The organism is Ekhidna sp. (assembly GCF_964218185.1).
Lineage (GTDB): Bacteria > Bacteroidota > Bacteroidia > Cytophagales > Cyclobacteriaceae > Ekhidna.
On sequence record NZ_CAXPLV010000008.1, the window covers coordinates 57,203 to 75,411 of the forward strand.

Below are 18,209 nucleotides of genomic sequence, written 5' to 3' on the forward strand. Positions count from 1 at the left end.
CATGAATAGCTATAAATTCATTAAACAAAAGACCTTCGAAAAGCTGGAGAGCTTTGAAAAGAGAATGCAAGAATACATCGGACAAGGCTGGAAAGTACACAGCTTCACATCAGATCACAGAACGATCATTGTAATGTTGGAAAGGGAACGTTGAATTTTTTGTATCATGAAAGGAAAACTAATTTTTAAAGAAGAGCAAAGTTTCGTCGGCACCTGGATGTGGTATTTGGTTATTGGAATTTCACTGGTATCTGTTGGTGGCACAGCATTGGCAGTTTTTTACAGACAGGATACGGAAGGAATCGTTGGGTTGATCATAGCTGCAATTGTCACTGGTGGTTTGGTCATGCTCTTCATTTTTTCCAAACTTCACATTTCCATAGATCAGGAAAATCTATACTATCGCTATCCTCCTTTTGTGAATAAAGAAAAAAAGATCACAAAAGATGATGTGAAAGAGATTTACATTCGTCAATACAGCCCAATCATGGAATATGGTGGCTGGGGCTATCGAATCAGCATTAGAAATGGTAAAGCATTGAATGTGGTAGGAAATACCGGACTTCAGCTCGTTACCAAAAATGACAAACGAATTTTACTGGGAACTCAAAAATCAGATGAATTGGAGAGAGCTGTGCGGAGGTTGAAAGAAAACTGGGGAATAGATGGCTAAGAAAAAACCATTTGCGCTTAGGCTAAACGAAGAAACCATGAAGGCTTTGGAAAAATGGGCTGCAGACGAATTTCGCTCAACCAATGGACAGATCGAGTGGATTATCCATAAGGCACTGAAAGAGAATGGAAGATTGAAAAAGGAGTAACAAGCGATCCTGCTCACAGACCGCTTGCTCCATTAAATTTTATTGTCCCACAAAAAACATTGCATTCACCATTAAGAGCTTCCCGTTTTGCCAGAAAGAACGAAACAGCGGATTATCGACAATATGAATAATCTGCCCCCTACCCTTATTCTCCACTCCAAACACCAGTGATTCAGCCATGTCTTCTTTAGCATACTGACCGGCAAATCCACTTAGCAAATCTTCTTTATTAACCACAATGCCCACATTGTTTCCATCAAGATATGCCACCTTGTTTGAACCCGTTTTCAGCGTGTAGTAGGTATCTCCATACCCAAATGCTAATGGGTGAGTTTTATCCATTTTCACTTTGTAAATAGCCCCCGGAGCAAACCCTTTAATGAACTCTCGCTCCTGCTCCTCGTATGGCACAAGCCTTGCGGCCTCTTCTCGCTCCTTATCATTTTTCTCAGCAGCCTTCTTTGCATCCTCATCCACATATGCAGTAAGTGAGGAGTAGTCGCTATCCTTTAGTTTATTCAAGGCACCTTCAACAGCTATCAGCCTGCCTCCCGCAGAAACCCACTCGATAAGCTTCTTCATTTCACGCTCACCAAAATTCCCATACCATCCACTCTGCATGATAATAACATTATAATCGGACAGATCAACCCTTCCAAAGTAATCAGATCCTAAAATGGTAACGGGATAATCAAGTTCCTGCTCCATAAAATGCCAGGTGGCACCAAAAGCCAGCGATGAGGTGCCCTCACCTCCAATCAGCGCAATTTTTGGTCTCTCAAGGTATCGAACATCGGAAGACCCAACATCTGGTCCTCCATCCATAAATCCACTTTGAATAACAGCCAGTGATCTCTCGTATTCATTTGCCATCTCTGTAATCCTATCTTCAAAACCTTGAAGATTTTTGTTATCGCGCTTAGCAATAATCAGACTTCCTCGATCAAAAGATTCGCCCTTATAATTCATAGACTTTTGAGTAAACCTCACCTTCACACCCTCTTTCAATAGGGCAGCAAGAAATCGTGCGTCATCCATGCTGTTCCACTTGCTGATAAAAGCATAAGCTTTCTCTGGAGCGCTCGCTACTTGAAAAGGTTTGGGATTCTCCTGACTCACAGAAATTGATTGCTCTGAAGCATAGGCTTGAATTCCATAAGCATACGGCACACCCCATGCTGTGATGTCGTATGTAACCGAATCAACCAACTTTGTTTTAGGCTCAAACAAAATGTGAGCAAGCGTAGCTTTAGGTTGATTGGTGGTGACTACCAGGTCATTGGAAGAAATAGAAAAGTCAGTAGTCCTGCCTGTGGCATAGTCATACCCCTTCATCTTTCCGGTAGCTCTTCCATACCTAATACCCTGATCATCAAGCCAGGATTTAAGTGCATTAAACTTATCATCATTCCCGTCATACTTTAGTACAAATGTCTTGTACTTCAATGCTGAATTATCTCCAAAAAATCGTGAAAACTGATTCAGCAGACGTTCAGAGTGCTGAACGGCAATTTCGACCGTAGACAATCCTGTTGTATAATGGTGAGCTATTCGATCTTTCAGCGTGAGGGAGTCGCCCTCTTGCTTTATAATACCAAGCCCTGCACGTCCATGACCAGCCTGCTCATAGGTCATACCAATAGCACCACTATAGGTCGGGTAGGTATCTCCATAGCTCGGATAGAGCAGGTCAAAAAACTGCTTCGTGAAGTAAAACCAGTTGTTCTCATCGAAATATTTGGCGTGATTTCTACCAATTTCGGTTTGGAAATTTCTTTGAAACTCCGTGATCAACTCGTGATACGGCTGTGCGGCAGGCGCAAAATAGTATGGAGAGTTTATACCTTGCTCATGAAAATCAACGTGGATTTGAGGCAACCACTGGTTATACACCTTAATTCGACTTTTGGTCTCTATTTGTGTTTGCCATGCCCAATCCCTGTTCAAATCAAACAAATAGTGGTTTGGGCGACCCCCTGGCCATGGCTCATTATGCTCCAGCGCATTTGGATCAGGGTTGTATGGCTGGCTTGCATTCTGCCAAAAGAAATTGACATATCTATCCCTTCCATCCGGATTGATACATGGATCAATGACTACTACTACTTTTTCAAGCCAGTCACTTTTGTCGGAACCATTCCTGATTAACTCATAGATAGTAGCCATAGAGGCCTCCGTAGATGAAGATTCATTTCCATGCACGTTGTAGCTGAGCCACACAATTGGAATATTAGTGGATGGCGTCCCCTCCTCTATTCCGGCTCTTTTGAGATTGTCAAGCCTGATATTCTCTAAGTTTTCCAGATTTTCTTTGGACGAAACAAAGGCGAGAAGAAGTGGGCGATCCTCATACGTTTTTCCGTATTGAATAAGGGTTACTTTTTCTGATTTTTCGGATAAATGAGTGTAGTAGTCCACGACCTGATGATGTCGAGAGAATTTTTCACCTAATTCATACCCTAAAAATTCCTTGGGACTTTGAATCTGCGCTGAAAGAAAAACAGGGAAGGTGAGTAGGATGCTATAAAATATTTTCATTGCTTTTTGTTTAACGTCACCAAAATAAACCGCAATTCAAATCCATCAAACATAAAAGTGTTGGACGGTCATTTCCTACCCTTTTACCAATAGATTATATTTGGAATACCAGCTTTACAAAACCATGAAGAGAACTTTTCTAATCGCCTCATTTCTATTCGCTACCTGGACAGGTTTTGGCCAAAGCAATGCTATTGATAGTCTTAAAGCTGAGATTTCAAAAGCGGAATCGGATACAGCCAAAATCACACTATATATTTCTCTGGCCTATGAGCTGACAGATTCTGCACAACTGGCAGCCGCCAAATCTGCGTATGAGCTGGGGAAGAAGGTTGATGACCCAAACTATGTGGGTAGATCTCAGGCAGTACTGGGGTTATTCTACTCCTATTTCGATCTTGATTCTGGAATCACGCTTATTTCTCAAGGCATTGATACCTACCTTCAAAATGAATTGACTGAGAAAGCTTCAAATGCAGCCTGGATTAAAGGGCTGCTCTATGAATCCTCTAATCGATTAGACTCTGCGATTCAGTCACACCTTTTTGCGCTCAAGATTGCCGGCGATGAAGACTACAAAGAGAAAGGTCAAGCCAGTAGCTCACTTGCTAGCATATATAATATTCGAGGGGAAAATGTTCTTTCTCTACAATACTCAATGCAAGCCTTGGATGCCTATTCAAAAGGCGATATGCGAAAAGAGGTCGGGCAAACCCACAACCTAATTGGAATCATTTATGATCAAAAGGGACTCTACTCAAAAGCGCTGGATCACTACCTACAGGCACGTGATATTGCCATTCAGACCAAGGATATCAATGGAGAAATTTTGATCAGCAACAATATGGGCGTCATCTATGACAACATGAATGACCTTGAAAAATCAATGGAGTATTATGGAGATGCCCTCGAGAAAGCTCGCATTCAAAATCTGGAAGATAGCGAGGCTACACTCCTCAACAATCTATCCTACATCCACCTGAAAAGGGGTGACACTTCCAGAGCTATTAATTTCTTGCGGAAATCATTGGAAATTGATCTTTCGGACAATTATCCATGCTTTGAAAGCTACCCACTGGAAGGAATGGGGGCTATTTATATAGCACAAGACAAGCTTGATTCAGGTGAGTACTTTTTGAAAAAAGCTTTAAAAACAGGTATAGAATGTGAAGACGCTGCTATCCTAGCAGCTGTATATCGCGGATTGGGCGTGCTCTATTCCAAAAGAAATCAAAATGAAAACAGTCTGAATGCGCTGCAAATGGCACTCTCTATTAGTGAAAAATCCAACCTTCAGACAGACACCAAGGAGTCGCTACATGAGCTATACAAATTCTTTAAAAGCCGTGGAAATACTGAAATGGCCATGAAGCATCTGGAGAAATACCAGACGCTTGTTGACTCTATTTATGAAGCCAAGAACGTGGAAAAAGCTACTCAACTTGCTGCAGAATATGAATTCCGCAAGCAGGTGGCTCAGATGGAGCAGGAAAGATTAGAGGCTGAACAAAAGTACGCTGAAGAAATTGAAGCTAAGTCGAAACAAAACAGGCTTGTGCTACTTGCACTGATACTTTTCTTTTTGCTGGCGCTTACCTTGGGCAGATCATATTTCTTAATTCAAAAGCAGAATAAAAAGCTAAAGTGGCTAAATGATGAGAAGAATAAACTCATGGGTATCGTGGCACATGATCTCCGAAATCCGCTTAACCTGATTGTTGGATTGATGCCGCTCTTTGAGGATGCCATCAAAGACAGCACGGATGCCAACTTGAAAAAGTATGTTGAGCTGTTAGAGGCCTCATCTGACAGAATGCGGAACATGATCGATCGTGTGCTAGACATCAGCGCCATTGAAAATATGAAAGTGAATCTTAAAGTAGAAAAGACCGATCTTTCATCACTGACATATCAATCCATTCACAATTTTGATATCATAGCTGCCCAAAAGCAGATTAAAATCGTGGACAACATTGATAAATCCACGGAACGCTTTTCTAATGTTGATCCAAACTATCTGGTGCAGGTGATCGACAATCTGCTATCAAATGCGATCAAATTTTCTGAGCGAGGAAAAGAAATTGAAATCTCATTAATATCTAATGAATCCACTCACAAGATCGTGGTAAGAGATCATGGACCGGGAATTTCAGAAGAAGAGCAAAAGAGCTTATTTCAGTCATTTAAAACGCTAAGCTCAAAACCTACAGCGCAGGAGCGTTCAACAGGTTTAGGCCTCTCCATTGCCCATAAATTTATTGCAGCTATGGGTGGCACGATTGAATGTGAAAGTAAACTTGGAGAAGGGACAACCTTCAGTTTGGTATTCAAGAAAGCTTAACCCATCTCTACACGAACACGATCCGTAATTGGCTTACCGATACATGTAAGTACATAACCCTCATCTAGTTCGTCCTGAGAAAGTCCTTCAGCTTCATCTATACTAATTTGACCTTCTACACACTTTCCTCGACAGGCGGTACATAGACCACTCTGACACGAATATGGCATGTCCAGATCATTATCCAGAGCAGTGTCTAGGATAGAAGCAGTTTTCTTAACCGTGATTGAGTATTCTTCACCATCCAGCAATATTGTAACCTCACTTTCAGACGCTCCTTCTTTGTCAATGATTTCGGAAGGTGAAGTCTTTCCAGCTTCAAAACTCTCCATCCGAACATTTGTCTCAGGGAATCCAGCTTTATTAAGTCCTGAGGATACAACATCCATCATAGGCTGAGGACCGCATATATAGAATTCGGTGTTTTTATCACAGTTGGTTTCCTTGCAAATCTCTGCGATCATCTCATGTGTAGGTCTGCCACTATATCTTGTATCTCCCTCTTCTAAAATGTGTATAGCCTGAAATCTGTCAGTGTGTTTAGCTTCTAACCCGGCAATCAACTCTTTAAAAATGACAAATTCCTCTCGCCGGTTTCCATAGACCAAAGTAGTCTTACTATTTGGCTCCTTTAGTAGAATCGATCTGATGATGGACATGAGAGGCGTAATTCCACTTCCTCCTCCAAAGAATACAGCGTGTCTGTTATTATCAGCTTTAAACTCCGTGGTGAACATCCCCATCGGCTCCATGATCTCGAGTTGATCTCCTGCCTTAGCATTATCATTCAGATCATTGGACATGGCCCCACCTTCTACCCTTTTCACGGTTACAGCAGGATGCTCATCTTCGAATGGAGTAGTACAAAGTGAATAAGCTCTTCTAATCTTCTTGCCATTCACTTCTTTGATGATCGTGATAAATTGACCAGGCTCGTATTCAAAAGAATCCGGCTTTTCAAAAACAAGATTTACCGCATCTTTTGCCACATTTACCACCTCTTTGATGGTTAAGGTTTGATACCTGTCGTCTTTCTTGCTCTTTTTCTTTTTGAATAATGAAAATGCCATATTGTCAATTTTAAGGGCGCAAAGATAGTTCGCTCATGGAGGTAAGGCAAGTAAACTTTCCTTTGAACTCTTCTTTCCTCAAGTAAACATGATGAGGTACTTTTGTGTTCGATTTTCATCAAGCATAAATCCATGAATTTTAATCCACTTGAAGGGATATCTCCAATAGATGGCAGATACAGATCAAAAGTTTCTCAACTAGCCGACTACTTCTCGGAAAAGGCACTTATTCAATATCGGGTAAAGGTTGAGATACTTTATTTTATTGCTTTATATGAAAGCGGGATACCTCAGCTTGAAAAATACGATCCTGAAAACAATGACGCACTCCAAAATATCTATGAGAGCTTTTCGCTTGATGATGCCGATGCAATAAAAGAGATAGAAAAGACCACCAATCATGACGTGAAGGCTGTGGAATACTTCATCAAGGAAAAATTTGATGGTCTAGGCCTTTCTCAATTCAAAGAATTTATCCACTTCGGGCTTACATCACAGGATATTAATAATACTTCTATCCCGCTATCACTGAAAGATGCTTTGGAGCAATCATTCCTGCCAAAACTAAATGCGTTGGTGGTAGAGCTTGAAGCCAAGGCCAACCTTTGGTCAGCAATTCCTATGCTTGCCAAAACTCACGGGCAACCTGCATCTCCTACCAGACTCGGTAAAGAAATCATGGTTTTTGTGGTGAGATTGAAGGAACAACTAGAACTTTTAAAGCAAATCCCATATGCAGCAAAATTTGGAGGTGCCACTGGTAATTTCAATGCACACAATGTGGCCTACCCATCTCACGACTGGCACTCTTTTGGAGATAAGTTCGTGTCTGAGAAACTACGCCTCAAAAGAAGCCACCCCACTACTCAGATTGAACACTACGATCATATTGCCGCACTTTTTGACGGACTGAAGCGGATCAATACAATCCTTATTGACTTTAGTAGAGATATATGGCAATACATCTCAATGAACTACTTCACCCAGACAATTGCAAAGAATGAGGTGGGCTCATCTGCAATGCCACACAAGGTCAATCCTATTGATTTTGAAAATGCTGAAGGAAATCTGGGAATTGCCAACGCACTTTTCGAACACCTAAGTTCAAAGCTACCTATCTCAAGACTACAGCGAGACCTTACAGATTCTACGGTTCTTAGAAACATCGGTGTGCCGATTGCTCATTCATTTATCTCATTGCTATCGCTTGAAAAAGGTCTGTCAAAAATCAATGCCAATGAAGCTGCAATCAAGGCAGATCTGGAGGATAACTGGGCAGTGGTTGCAGAAGCGATTCAGACAATTCTGAGAAGAGAAGGGTATCCCAAACCATATGAAGCACTCAAGTCATTGACCAGAACCAACGAAGCGATTACTGAGAGTTCTATTCAGTCTTTCATTGAAAGCTTGGATGTTTCTGAGAAAATTAAAAGTGAGTTGAAAGCAATAACTCCTTTTAATTACACCGGGAGCTAAGCCACTCCCGCTAGCAGGTACAAAACAGCCATTCGGATCGCTACACCATTTTCTACCTGCTGGAGAATGATTGCATGCTCTGAGTCAGCAACATCACTTGTGATTTCCACTCCTCGGTTTATCGGGCCCGGGTGCATGATGGTTATCTCCTTTTTTAAGGAGTCGAGTAACTCCCTATTGATTCCGAAGTATTGAGAATATTCTCTTAAGGAAGGAAAATATTTCATTTGCTGCCGCTCCAGCTGGATCCTAAGAACATTTGCAATATCACACCACTCCAGAGCCTTCCTGATATTTGTTTCCACCTTCACTCCCATCTCCCCGATATGCTTTGGCAACAAGGTGGCGGGTCCACAGACCATGACCTCAGCTCCCAATGTTTGTAGTGCGAAGATATTTGAAAGAGCCACTCTTGAATGGAGAATATCCCCAACGATAACCACCTTTTTACCTTCCACCTGACCTAATTTTTCCTGAATGGAGAAAGTATCAAGCAAGGCTTGCGTAGGGTGCTCGTGTGTGCCATCCCCTGCATTGATAATATTCGCATCAATGTGTTTGGAGAGAAAGTGTGGTGCGCCGGGACTTGAGTGCCGCATAACAACCATATCCACTTTCATTGCCAATATGTTGTTTACTGTATCCAGCAATGTTTCGCCCTTCTTCACGGAACTTCCTGATGCGGAAAAGTTGATCACATCTGCCGAAAGTCTTTTCTCTGCCAATTCAAAGGAGAGCTTTGTTCTTGTGGAGTTTTCAAAGAAGATGTTTGCTACCGTTACATCTCTCAATGATGGCACCTTCTTGATCGGACGGTTGATTACTTCTTTGAAATTAGTTGCAGTTTGAAAAATGAGCTCTATATCCTCTCGGTCGAGGTTCTTAATTCCTAGGAGGTGTTTGGTTTTCAGTTGACTCATTCTTTTTTTGTAATTAGCCAAATATGATCTTCTTCCTGATTTTCATCCAACTCTACCAATACTTTCTGCGACTGAATCGTATTTACCTTCCGCCCCACATAGTTTGCCTCTACCGGAATATGTCTGCTATAAAGTCGATCGATCAGCACCAGTAATTCCACTTTTGCAGGTCTGCCAAACGTGTTCATTGCGTCAAGAGCTGCGCGGACTGTTCGTCCTGTAAATAGTACATCATCTACCAGAATTACATTTTTATTTTCAATCAAAAATGGGATTTTCGTCTGGCTTGGCGTGATGGGTTCGTCCCGTCTTCTAAAATCATCTCTGTGGAATGTTGTATCCAAATAACCTAGATGAATCTCCTTGCCAACAAGCTTTTCCAATCGAGCTTTTATCCGTTCAGCTAGAAAAATTCCTCGCGGCTGCATCCCAATAATGACCGATTGGGAAAAATCTTCATGTACTTCAATGAGTTGTTGACACAATCGACTGATTGTGACTTTGAGTAGTGGGCTATCAAAAAGCAGTCGCTTTTGCATAGGTTATTGTTCCCACAAAGGTAATGCGTTCAACTTAATTAGGCTGGCGATTTAAGTTGTATTGGATTTTATTGATGTAAAAAACTTTTCTGGTTGTTTTGCCTCCTACACCACTTTCATTCTTGATATTCTGCTCCCCATAAGCAAAAAGAGTTTCACCATACCACTTTTTCAATCCTTCCACATTGGGATCTTTAGTTTTCAACTCGTCAGTTTCATATGAGAGTTTTACAGGATTGAATGTTCTCCCCTCTACTACCTCATTCTTTTCTACTACTTTGGATCGAATCTCATTTTCCTCCACATACATCAAAATCACTCGATCTCCCGATGCACTCACGACAACATTCTCCTCAAGCGAATAGGTCTGAATATCATCAATTTTGAATGTCTGATCCCAAAGAATATTACAGTTTGGATCGAATCCTAAGACAACAGCGTGAGTATATTTATAACCAAGAAAGTAGGGATTACCTCTCGAAAAACCTGGTGTATATCCGGGTCCTCCGTAAGGACTAAAGCTATTTCCGGTAGTGGAATAATTGTATCTAGGATAGTATGCTTCAGCAATCATTATGTACTCCCCGTCTCTCTCGAGGATTTCATGCACAAGCAGTCTATAATTGAATTTTTTCACTTTGCCACGAGCTCTTTTTTTCTCAATTCTATTTTTTATGCGTTGCTCTCTTTTTGGCTTCATGTGCCCGAAGAAATTATTCAAATCAGCAAAAGCAAAGTACTTATTGAACTGCTGCTGCCCGTTGATGAATTTACTCAGGTAAAAACCTTGACTGTATTGCAGTGACTTCCTGGAGTGTGTGCCTGCCAGGTATTGAAGTCCGCCAGCAAACGTGGTACTTGCGGCATCTAAAAGACTTTTTCTCTCTCCGGGATTTACAAGATTGTCCTGAATGATATCTCCTTTATCCGTGAACGTCCGCACTCTGACTGTATATTTTTTATTACGCATCTTTTCAGACATAATGACGCTGAAAAGCTTAGACTCCTCGTCTACCACAAGATCTAAAATATCATTCTTGTTGTCATAGAATCCCGGAACAACCCGTGGAATCCTATCATTGATGTTGTAGGTGATTACAACTGGACGAAAGTTTGCATACCCGGCCAATAGGATGGTTTCACCCACCGATTCAAAATGGGTGATTTCAATCGGGAAAACTGTTGTTATTTCATAGGCAATATGATCAGTAGATTTGGCCGATAGCTGATAGACGATAAGATCCTCACTCCGATATCTGTTTTTGCTAAAAAGAAGATAAAACTTACCATCGAAATACTCATAGCCCAAAATTGAGCCATCAGCAGGTATCACTAGGGTTTGAGACCATTTGATTTGAAGAGCAGTGTCAATCATATGAAGCTTCCATTGATAGCCGCCTCCCTTTGCAGGCTCTAACGTTTCCTCTGCTACCAAAATTCCATCCAGCCCGCCTTCAACCACAAAGAATTCAGATCCATCTCTATTCTTTTCGAATTCTATTCGGTTTGGCTGCATGATAACAGCACTTGTGTCCCTGTCCTTTTTCTTTTGGCTAAAGGATATTGCAGGTATCAACGAAAGGATGATGAGTAATTTATACATGGTCTTCATACAACAATTACGAGACGAAGCTCCCTATCGTTCGCTCATTTCTAAAATGATGTCAAATTCTTCTTTCTTGACTACTTGAACTGAAAGTCTGGAATATCGAACCAACTGCATTTCGCTCAGCCGATCATCTGCCTTCACTTCAGCTAAGGTAACTGGTCGTTTTAGCTTTCTAACAGGCACTACATCCATCACATACCACCTATGATCGTCTGTTGTAGGATCTTTATAATATTCCTTTACTACCTCTGCAATGCCTACAATCGACTTCTCATTCACACTATGATAGAACAGACACAAATCCCCAACCTTCATCTGTTTGATATTGTTTCGAGCCTTGAAATTTCTAACTCCATCCCAATGATCTCTACCAAGTTTCACCAGATCATCCCATGAGTATGTGTTGGGTTCACTTTTAATCAGCCAATAATTCATAATCGTCAGTTTTAGTTAAAACTAATAAAAGCCTGAATTGCTTTTCTCGAAAGAAAGATCAATTTCTTAACATAAATGACTTTTAAACAATATTCATTTAGATCACTTTTACTGAAATGAAAGTCTTAATCATATGCTTTTCTTCCTTTAGCAAAATCCTTTTTTGCACACCTGTTATAAGGGCACTAAAGACGGAACTAGATTCAGAGGTTCACATTATCACAAAAAGCAAGCATCTCTCTCTCTTAAATGGTAATCCCTATCTGGATAAGATTCATGAAATGAAAGGTACCAAACAGACTTTAAGGAATCTAAAAGCGGAGCATTTTGACCTGGTTATTGATTTGCAGAACAATCTGAAAGCAAAAAGGATTAAACTTCATTTGAACAAAAAAGCCTATTCGGTGAAGAAGCTGAATTTCAAACAATGGCTGTTTGTAAACTTCAAAATCAATCTATTGCCGAAATCTCATGTGGTGGATCGATTTCTAGATGTAATCAAACCCCTGGGAACATCTAGCGATAATTTGGGTCTGGATTTTTTCATTCCGGAACGCGATGAGGTTGATAAAGACTGGCTTCCCGAAACGCACGCACAGGGGTATGCTGCAGTGGTTCTCTCTGCAAGGTATAAGACTCGCCAATTGCCCACTGATCGCTTAATAGAGCTTTGTGACCGAATAAATAAACCGATCATATTGATTGGAGGACATGAAGATGTAAATACGGCAAATGAAATAGAGGCCTTTTTTAAACACGGCTCAGCGCATGAGGAAAAGGAAATCGAAGAACTAAACAAAAAGGCAGTCATATTTAATGCATGCGGAAAATTCAATTTCAATCAATTAGCCTCACTGATAAAATCCGCCAATTGGGTATTTACCCACGATAACGATATGATGCATGTAGCCGCTGCTTTTAAGAAACAGATTTATTCAATCTGGGGTAGCACCTCACCAGCCTTTGGTGAATATCCATACAGAACGAAGTTTGTGATTTTTGAGAATAATAAACTTAGCTGCAGACCCTGTTCTAAAAGAGGATTTAGCAAGTGTCCAAAGGGACATTTTAAATGCATGAATGATTTAACTTTTGACTTCTATTTACCCGACTAAATGAAGACTCTTTACCTCATCCGGCACGCCAAGTCATCCTGGGCTTTTGATCTTAGCGATCACGATCGCCCCTTGGGCAAGCGCGGGAGGAAGGATGTAATAAAAATGGGGCAACATTTGGCAGCAAATCAGCTGAAGCCCGAGGTACTAATTTCCAGCACTGCGAGTAGAGCTTTCTACACTGCACTCCATCTGTGTGATCAAATAGGCATAGATGAAGGTCAGATACGCTTAGACAAGAGTCTCTACCATGCCGGAGCATCAGATATCTTGGAGGTAATAAAAGCAGCTCCAAACTGCGATAGACTAGCTGTTTTTGGTCACAATCCAGGATTTACGAGTGTTGCAAATGCGCTAGCAAACCTAAACTTTGACAATGTGCCCACCTGTGGGGTAGTGGGCATCAATTTCAATGTCAAATACTGGAAGGATGTACAGTTTGGCAAAGGAATGCTTTCCTTCTTCTACTTTCCGAAAGAGATTTAAAGAATATATCTGCTCAAATCTTTATCCTTCACTAACCCTGCTAGTTTCTCCTCTACCATTTTCTTATCAATCACGATTTTGGCATTCGGACCAATGGTGTCCGGAATGTCAAACAAGATTTCATTCAACAGCTTGCTCATGACCGTATGCAGTCTTCTAGCTCCAATGTTCTCAACTTCTTCATTGATCTGAAAAGCCATTTCAGCAATTTCCTCAAGGGCCTCATCTTGAAAGGTTAATTCTACTTCTTCAGCAGCAACCAATGCTTCATATTGTTTCGTTAGTGCATTTTTCGGTTCAGTCAAGATTCTTAAGAAATCAGCTTTGGTCAGGTTATCCAGTTCTACCCTGATCGGGAAACGTCCCTGTAGCTCCGGGATCAGATCAGATGGCTTACTAAAATGAAAAGCGCCTGCCGCTACGAAAAGAATGTGATCGGTATTGATGATTCCATACTTTGTGTTTACGGCACTACCTTCAACTATAGGCAGCAAGTCCCTTTGTACTCCTTCCCTGCTCACATCTGGCCCTTTGCCTCCATCGCCACCCTTTGCGATTTTGTCTACCTCATCAATGAAAATGATGCCTGTATTTTCAGCTTTGAAGATAGCTTCTTCTTTCACCTCATCCATGTCGATCATCTTAGAGGCTTCCTCCTCCAAAAGAATCTTTCGGGCTTCAGAGATGGTGACTTTTCTCTTCTTTTTCTTCTTTGGCATCATGTTGCCAATCATCTCCTGAATATTGATCATTGAAGCCTCATCCATTCCTCCACCAATCACTCCCATATTTCCACCCGGAGTTTGGGTTACATCTATTTCAATCTTACGATCATCCAGTTCGCCATTTCGGATTTTTTCTCTGAAACGAGCTCTGGTTTGTTCATTTAACTCAACTTCATTTTCCGGCTCATCACTTCCTATTTTTGTCGCATAGGCATTAGGACTTCCCTTAAGAGGCGGAATCAAGGCATCAAGAATAATACCCTCGACTACCTCAGCAGCCTTCTCCTTCACCTCTTCTTTTTTCGCAACCTTGACCATGTTCACAGCTTGCTCCACCAGATCACGCACCATGCTTTCCACATCTCTCCCTACGTATCCAACCTCGGTGAATTTAGACGCTTCAACTTTCGTAAAAGGTGCATCTGCAATCTTTGCCAGCCTCCGGGCTATCTCTGTTTTTCCAACCCCGGTTGATCCAATTAAGAGAATATTGTTAGGCACAATCTCTCCTTGAATCTCCTCCTTTACATTCATCCGTCTCCATCGGTTTCTAAGTGCAATTGCGACATTCCGCTTTGCATCTTTTTGTCCGATGATGTATTTATCCAACTCACCGACTATCTGTTTGGGGGTCAAATCGTTTTTTATCGTACTCATAAAATCTTCTTAAAATCGTTCAAATCTGTTCGCAGGCTAATGAAACTACTTCCTCCTGCTGCATGATAGGTAGCCCTTGAAAATCGAAGTTCAATTCGCTTCACCTTCACCATTAATCCATAGGATAAACCAGCACCTCCTCCAGTGTCCTCAAGTCTCAACTCTTGTTTTCGCTTATGATTATAGCCAATCAATACATGAAAATTATCACTCAATAACAGTTCAGCTCCTATATTTATTCGTTTCCACACCCGATCTATTGCACCGGTAGATCGCCCACCTGAGGTTTCCTCTTCTTCTGAATTCTCTTCAGTCAGAGAGTTTGAAGTTAGTGTAAATCTCAAAGGCATATACTGAGGTTTAAATGTTGTCCCCAATTTCACATCAAAAGGAATGGTTGGGGAGCTAAAAGCCGAGTATTCTGAAATTCGGCCACCTATGTTCTCAAAAACCATCGCAGCTGTCCAGTTTTTATTGATCCTGAATACACCTCCAATGTCCATTAAAATGGCTGTAGACCCATAACTTTCAATGGATGAGTGTGCCAGCTTCAAATTGGCACCCAAAGTAAATGGACCAACCTGATGTGCTTTTCCAAGCGTTATCGTGTAATCCTGAGCTCGAAACTCACCAAGCTGATTACCCGTCTCATCCGTAAGATTAAAAGCCCCATAGTTGATATAATTAATCCCTGAAGCAAACGTGCCCATATTTTTCAAATTGAATGTGTATGCTCCCGAATAGACGAACACATCTGCAAAATATGGATTGAAATGAAAGAAAATATTGCTTGTCTCCACCGAATCCAATGTGGCGGGATTTTCGAAAAACTGAGAGATATCGCCATCGGCAAGGGAAATAGTGGTTCCTCCTAGTGCCGCTGCTCTTGGATTTGAGGTCAGGTTTAACGACTGATACCCTGACTGCCCTCCAATTTGACACCATCCTAAAAATGGAGATAGAACTGCTATGAGTGCTAAAAATTTCAATCTTTCTTTTCTTCTGGAAGGATGAATTCGATTGGGTTGCTGACCTTTTGTTTGGTTAACGCTATTTCCAGTACTTCAGGTACATACTCCACGAAGTGGATTTTCAAGCCCTTTAGGTATTTAGGATTAATCTCTTCCAAATCCTTCTCATTTCGCTTGCACATCATTATTTCCTTAATGCCGGCTCTACGTGCTGCAAGAATTTTTTCTTTGATACCACCTACAGGCAATACTTTTCCTCGTAGGGTGATTTCACCAGTCATTGCCAACTGCTTTTTCACTTTTCTCTGCGTGAATACTGAAGCCAAGGACGTAAGCATGGTGATCCCCGCCGAAGGGCCATCTTTTGGAATAGCTCCAGCTGGTACGTGTACATGCAAATCGTAATTATCAAATACACGATGATCTATGCCAAGCATCTCAGAATGGGAGCGTAAATATGATAGAGCTGCCACGGCAGATTCTTTCATCACGTCCCCTAATTGTCCAGAAAGCGTAAGTTTTCCCTTTCCTCTGCTTAGAGAAGACTCGATAAATAAAATATCCCCGCCAGATGGGGTCCACGCAAGACCTGTAACCACACCGGGCACAGAATTATCCTCATAGTTGTCTTTGTCAAAAATCTCTGGCCCTAGTATTTCTCTAACTCGTATATCTGTGATCTTTGAATCATACTCCTCCTCCATAGCAACCGATTTTGCTATTGAGCGGATTACAGCAGCCACCTTTCGCTCAAGGCTCCTCACTCCAGATTCCCTGGTGTAATCGTTGATTAGCTTACTGATGGCCGATTTATCGAAAGTAATGTCAGTTGCCTTCAGGCCGTGTTCTTTTCGTTGTTTTGGAATCAAATGCTTCTTTGCTATTTCCACTTTTTCTTCCAAAGTATAGCCCGTGATATCTATGATCTCCATCCTGTCTCTAAGGGCTGGCTGGATAGTATCAAGTGAGTTTGCTGTTGCAATAAATAACACCTTGGAAAGGTCATAATCAACCTCCAGATAGTTATCCTTAAATGTTGCGTTTTGCTCCGGATCTAACACTTCCAACAATGCTGAAGATGGGTCCCCTCTGAAGTCAGAACTCACCTTATCAATTTCATCCAGAATGAATACGGGATTTGAGGACTTAGCCCGATTCAAATTTTGAATAATCTTACCTGGCATAGCTCCAATGTAGGTTTTTCTATGCCCTCTTACTTCAGCCTCATCATGCACCCCTCCTAGTGACATACGTACATACTTACGATTAAGGGCATCTGCTATTGATTTCCCCAGGGAAGTTTTACCAACTCCCGGAGGGCCATAGAGACACAAAATTGGGCCCTTCAGGTCTTTTTTAAGCTTTCTGACAGCCAGGTATTCTATAATTCGCTCCTTAACCTTTTCTAACCCAAAGTGATCTCTATCCAGCACTTTTCGAGCATTCTTTAAATCAAAGTTGTCTTCAGTAACTTCATTCCAAGGCAAGTCTACTAGCAGCTCAGCGTAGCTCATCGCCACAGGAAACTCTGCTGCTGCAGGATTCATTCGCAAGATTTTATCCAGCTCTTTATCAAAATGCTCCTTTACCTCCTCAGGCCATGCTTTTTTTTCACCTCTTTTTCTTAATGCCTCCACTTCCTGATCCGGGCCATCTTGGCCCAACTCATCTTGAAGGATTCTGATCTGCTGACGCAAAAAGTAATCTCGCTGCTGCTGGTCGATATCGGTATGTACTTTCTCTTGAATTTCCTGCTTCAGTTCCAGCATCTGAAGATCCTTGAGCATGAACTGCAATAGTTTTTCAGCACGTTCCTTCGGGTCTTCCATTTCAAGCAACATCTGCTTATCGCTCACCTCAGCATTTACATTGGAAGAGAGAAAGTGAGTTAAGAAATTGAAGCTGTCAATATTATCTACAGCCACTCTTGCCTCCTTCGGAATCTCAGGACTCAGGCTCATGATCTTGGTGGCTGTATCCTTCAATGACTGAATGATCGCTTTTTGCTCTTTTTTAAGAAGTGTATTTTTTAAATCCGGAAGAGTATTGAAAGTAACAATGTGATGTGGTTCTTCCTGAATCTGCTCTGAAATCTTAAATCGACTTTGCCCCTGAATAATGATTGTGGTATTACCATCCGGCAGCACAATCATTTTCAAAATTTTGGCAATGGTCCCTACCTCATATAAATCCTTAAATGAAGGTTCCTCGGTCTTTACATTCTTCTGAGCCACAACCCCGATAATTCGATCCCCTCGATAAGCCTTCTTAACTAGTCTGATGGACTTAGTTCTACCTACAGTAATAGGCAAAACCACCCCTGGAAAAAGTACGGTATTCCTGATTGGGAGAATGGGGAGATTCTCAGGGTAGTCAGACTCTGCCATCTGATTATCTTCTGGTGAGATAATTTGAATTAACTCTTCAGAGTCTTCGTCCACAAATTCAGGTATAAAAATTGATTTCAAATTAGCGTCATTCATAAATGCCAATGTGTCAGATAAAT

Annotated in this window: 16 protein-coding genes; 7 read left to right on the forward strand and 9 right to left on the reverse strand. The window is 41.4% G+C overall.

What is annotated here, in order from left to right:
- Window position 1 precedes the first annotated feature (1 nt).
- Genes ACEQZT_RS12945 through ACEQZT_RS12955 form a run of 3 tightly spaced genes read left to right on the forward strand, consistent with a single transcriptional unit; the run spans window position 2 to window position 821 of the window.
- Window positions 2–154, forward strand: a complete 153-nt coding sequence (locus ACEQZT_RS12945) for a hypothetical protein (RefSeq protein ID WP_370089868.1) — start codon at window positions 2–4, stop codon at window positions 152–154.
- Between the two features lie 12 nt (window positions 155–166).
- Window positions 167–673 (forward strand): hypothetical protein, encoded by a 507-nt coding sequence (locus ACEQZT_RS12950; protein ID WP_370089869.1) that lies wholly within the window; start codon window positions 167–169, stop codon window positions 671–673.
- A complete protein-coding gene (locus ACEQZT_RS12955; RefSeq protein WP_370089870.1) occupies window positions 666–821 on the forward strand; it encodes an Arc family DNA-binding protein in 156 nt (51 codons plus the stop codon). The genes ACEQZT_RS12950 and ACEQZT_RS12955 overlap by 8 nt, the downstream gene beginning before the upstream one ends.
- A gap of 39 nt (window positions 822–860) precedes the next feature.
- On the opposite strand, the gene ACEQZT_RS12960 is transcribed toward ACEQZT_RS12955, so the two are convergent.
- Window positions 861–3,359 (reverse strand): M14 family metallopeptidase, encoded by a 2,499-nt coding sequence (locus ACEQZT_RS12960; RefSeq protein ID WP_370089871.1) that lies wholly within the window; start codon window positions 3,357–3,359, stop codon window positions 861–863.
- Between the two features lie 124 nt (window positions 3,360–3,483).
- Here ACEQZT_RS12960 and ACEQZT_RS12965 point away from each other — a divergent pair, with 124 nt between their 5' ends.
- Entirely contained in the window at window positions 3,484–5,700 is a 2,217-nt protein-coding gene (locus ACEQZT_RS12965) for an ATP-binding protein (RefSeq protein WP_370089872.1), read from the forward strand.
- On the opposite strand, the gene ACEQZT_RS12970 is transcribed toward ACEQZT_RS12965, so the two are convergent.
- Window positions 5,697–6,770 (reverse strand): 2Fe-2S iron-sulfur cluster-binding protein, encoded by a 1,074-nt coding sequence (locus ACEQZT_RS12970; protein WP_370089873.1) that lies wholly within the window; start codon window positions 6,768–6,770, stop codon window positions 5,697–5,699. The two genes, ACEQZT_RS12965 and ACEQZT_RS12970, sit on opposite strands and share 4 nt — an antisense overlap.
- 132 nt (window positions 6,771–6,902) lie before the next feature.
- Here ACEQZT_RS12970 and purB point away from each other — a divergent pair, with 132 nt between their 5' ends.
- Window positions 6,903–8,246, forward strand: a complete 1,344-nt coding sequence (gene purB / locus ACEQZT_RS12975; RefSeq protein WP_370089874.1) for an adenylosuccinate lyase — start codon at window positions 6,903–6,905, stop codon at window positions 8,244–8,246.
- Here purB and ACEQZT_RS12980 read toward each other — a convergent pair.
- The 4 genes from ACEQZT_RS12980 to ACEQZT_RS12995 are packed head-to-tail and all read right to left on the reverse strand — an operon-like array spanning window position 8,243 to window position 11,749.
- Window positions 8,243–9,166: an aspartate carbamoyltransferase catalytic subunit gene (locus ACEQZT_RS12980; protein WP_370089875.1), complete on the reverse strand. Its 924-nt coding sequence runs from the start codon at window positions 9,164–9,166 to the stop codon at window positions 8,243–8,245. The two genes, purB and ACEQZT_RS12980, sit on opposite strands and share 4 nt — an antisense overlap.
- On the reverse strand, window positions 9,163–9,705 hold the full coding sequence (gene pyrR, locus ACEQZT_RS12985) for a bifunctional pyr operon transcriptional regulator/uracil phosphoribosyltransferase PyrR (protein WP_370089876.1): 543 nt from the start codon (window positions 9,703–9,705) through the stop codon (window positions 9,163–9,165). The genes ACEQZT_RS12980 and pyrR overlap by 4 nt, the downstream gene beginning before the upstream one ends.
- 34 nt (window positions 9,706–9,739) lie before the next feature.
- Window positions 9,740–11,308, reverse strand: coding sequence for a hypothetical protein (locus tag ACEQZT_RS12990; protein ID WP_370089877.1), 1,569 nt, complete (start codon window positions 11,306–11,308; stop codon window positions 9,740–9,742).
- 33 nt (window positions 11,309–11,341) lie between these two features.
- Entirely contained in the window at window positions 11,342–11,749 is a 408-nt protein-coding gene (locus tag ACEQZT_RS12995; protein WP_370089878.1) for an EVE domain-containing protein, read from the reverse strand.
- A gap of 281 nt (window positions 11,750–12,030) precedes the next feature.
- Between ACEQZT_RS12995 and ACEQZT_RS13000 the strand changes: the two genes are divergently transcribed.
- Both ACEQZT_RS13000 and ACEQZT_RS13005 read left to right on the forward strand, forming a co-directional pair.
- Window positions 12,031–12,864 (forward strand): glycosyltransferase family 9 protein, encoded by an 834-nt coding sequence (locus ACEQZT_RS13000; protein ID WP_370089879.1) that lies wholly within the window; start codon window positions 12,031–12,033, stop codon window positions 12,862–12,864.
- Window positions 12,865–13,350 carry a histidine phosphatase family protein gene (locus ACEQZT_RS13005; protein ID WP_370089880.1) on the forward strand — a complete coding sequence of 162 codons (486 nt, stop codon included), beginning with the start codon at window positions 12,865–12,867 and terminating at the stop codon, window positions 13,348–13,350.
- On the opposite strand, the gene hslU is transcribed toward ACEQZT_RS13005, so the two are convergent.
- Genes hslU through lon form a run of 3 tightly spaced genes read right to left on the reverse strand, consistent with a single transcriptional unit; the run spans window position 13,347 to window position 18,186 of the window.
- Window positions 13,347–14,732, reverse strand: coding sequence for an ATP-dependent protease ATPase subunit HslU (gene hslU, locus ACEQZT_RS13010; protein ID WP_370089881.1), 1,386 nt, complete (start codon window positions 14,730–14,732; stop codon window positions 13,347–13,349). The two genes, ACEQZT_RS13005 and hslU, sit on opposite strands and share 4 nt — an antisense overlap.
- Window positions 14,729–15,721 (reverse strand): type IX secretion system protein PorQ, encoded by a 993-nt coding sequence (gene porQ / locus ACEQZT_RS13015; protein ID WP_370089882.1) that lies wholly within the window; start codon window positions 15,719–15,721, stop codon window positions 14,729–14,731. The genes hslU and porQ overlap by 4 nt, the downstream gene beginning before the upstream one ends.
- On the reverse strand, window positions 15,718–18,186 hold the full coding sequence (gene lon / locus ACEQZT_RS13020) for an endopeptidase La (protein WP_370090365.1): 2,469 nt from the start codon (window positions 18,184–18,186) through the stop codon (window positions 15,718–15,720). The genes porQ and lon overlap by 4 nt, the downstream gene beginning before the upstream one ends.
- Between the last annotated feature and the right edge of the window lie 23 nt (window positions 18,187–18,209).

Bases quoted from the DNA above. Each gene is read 5' to 3' on its own strand.
- ACEQZT_RS12950 (WP_370089869.1), top strand. From the start codon at position 167: ATGAAAGGAAAACTAATTTTTAAAGAAGAGCAAAGTTTCGTCGGCACC.
- ACEQZT_RS12965 (WP_370089872.1), top strand. From the start codon at position 3,484: ATGAAGAGAACTTTTCTAATCGCCTCATTTCTATTCGCTACCTGGACA.
- ACEQZT_RS12955 (WP_370089870.1), top strand. From the start codon at position 666: ATGGCTAAGAAAAAACCATTTGCGCTTAGGCTAAACGAAGAAACCATG.
- pyrR (WP_370089876.1), bottom strand. From the start codon at position 9,705: ATGCAAAAGCGACTGCTTTTTGATAGCCCACTACTCAAAGTCACAATC.
- ACEQZT_RS12945 (WP_370089868.1), top strand. From the start codon at position 2: ATGAATAGCTATAAATTCATTAAACAAAAGACCTTCGAAAAGCTGGAG.
- ACEQZT_RS12970 (WP_370089873.1), bottom strand. From the start codon at position 6,770: ATGGCATTTTCATTATTCAAAAAGAAAAAGAGCAAGAAAGACGACAGG.
- ACEQZT_RS12960 (WP_370089871.1), bottom strand. From the start codon at position 3,359: ATGAAAATATTTTATAGCATCCTACTCACCTTCCCTGTTTTTCTTTCA.
- purB (WP_370089874.1), top strand. From the start codon at position 6,903: ATGAATTTTAATCCACTTGAAGGGATATCTCCAATAGATGGCAGATAC.
- ACEQZT_RS12980 (WP_370089875.1), bottom strand. From the start codon at position 9,166: ATGAGTCAACTGAAAACCAAACACCTCCTAGGAATTAAGAACCTCGAC.
- ACEQZT_RS13005 (WP_370089880.1), top strand. From the start codon at position 12,865: ATGAAGACTCTTTACCTCATCCGGCACGCCAAGTCATCCTGGGCTTTT.
- ACEQZT_RS12990 (WP_370089877.1), bottom strand. From the start codon at position 11,308: ATGTATAAATTACTCATCATCCTTTCGTTGATACCTGCAATATCCTTT.
- lon (WP_370090365.1), bottom strand. From the start codon at position 18,186: ATGAATGACGCTAATTTGAAATCAATTTTTATACCTGAATTTGTGGAC.
- ACEQZT_RS13000 (WP_370089879.1), top strand. From the start codon at position 12,031: ATGAAAGGTACCAAACAGACTTTAAGGAATCTAAAAGCGGAGCATTTT.
- ACEQZT_RS12995 (WP_370089878.1), bottom strand. From the start codon at position 11,749: ATGAATTATTGGCTGATTAAAAGTGAACCCAACACATACTCATGGGAT.
- hslU (WP_370089881.1), bottom strand. From the start codon at position 14,732: ATGAGTACGATAAAAAACGATTTGACCCCCAAACAGATAGTCGGTGAG.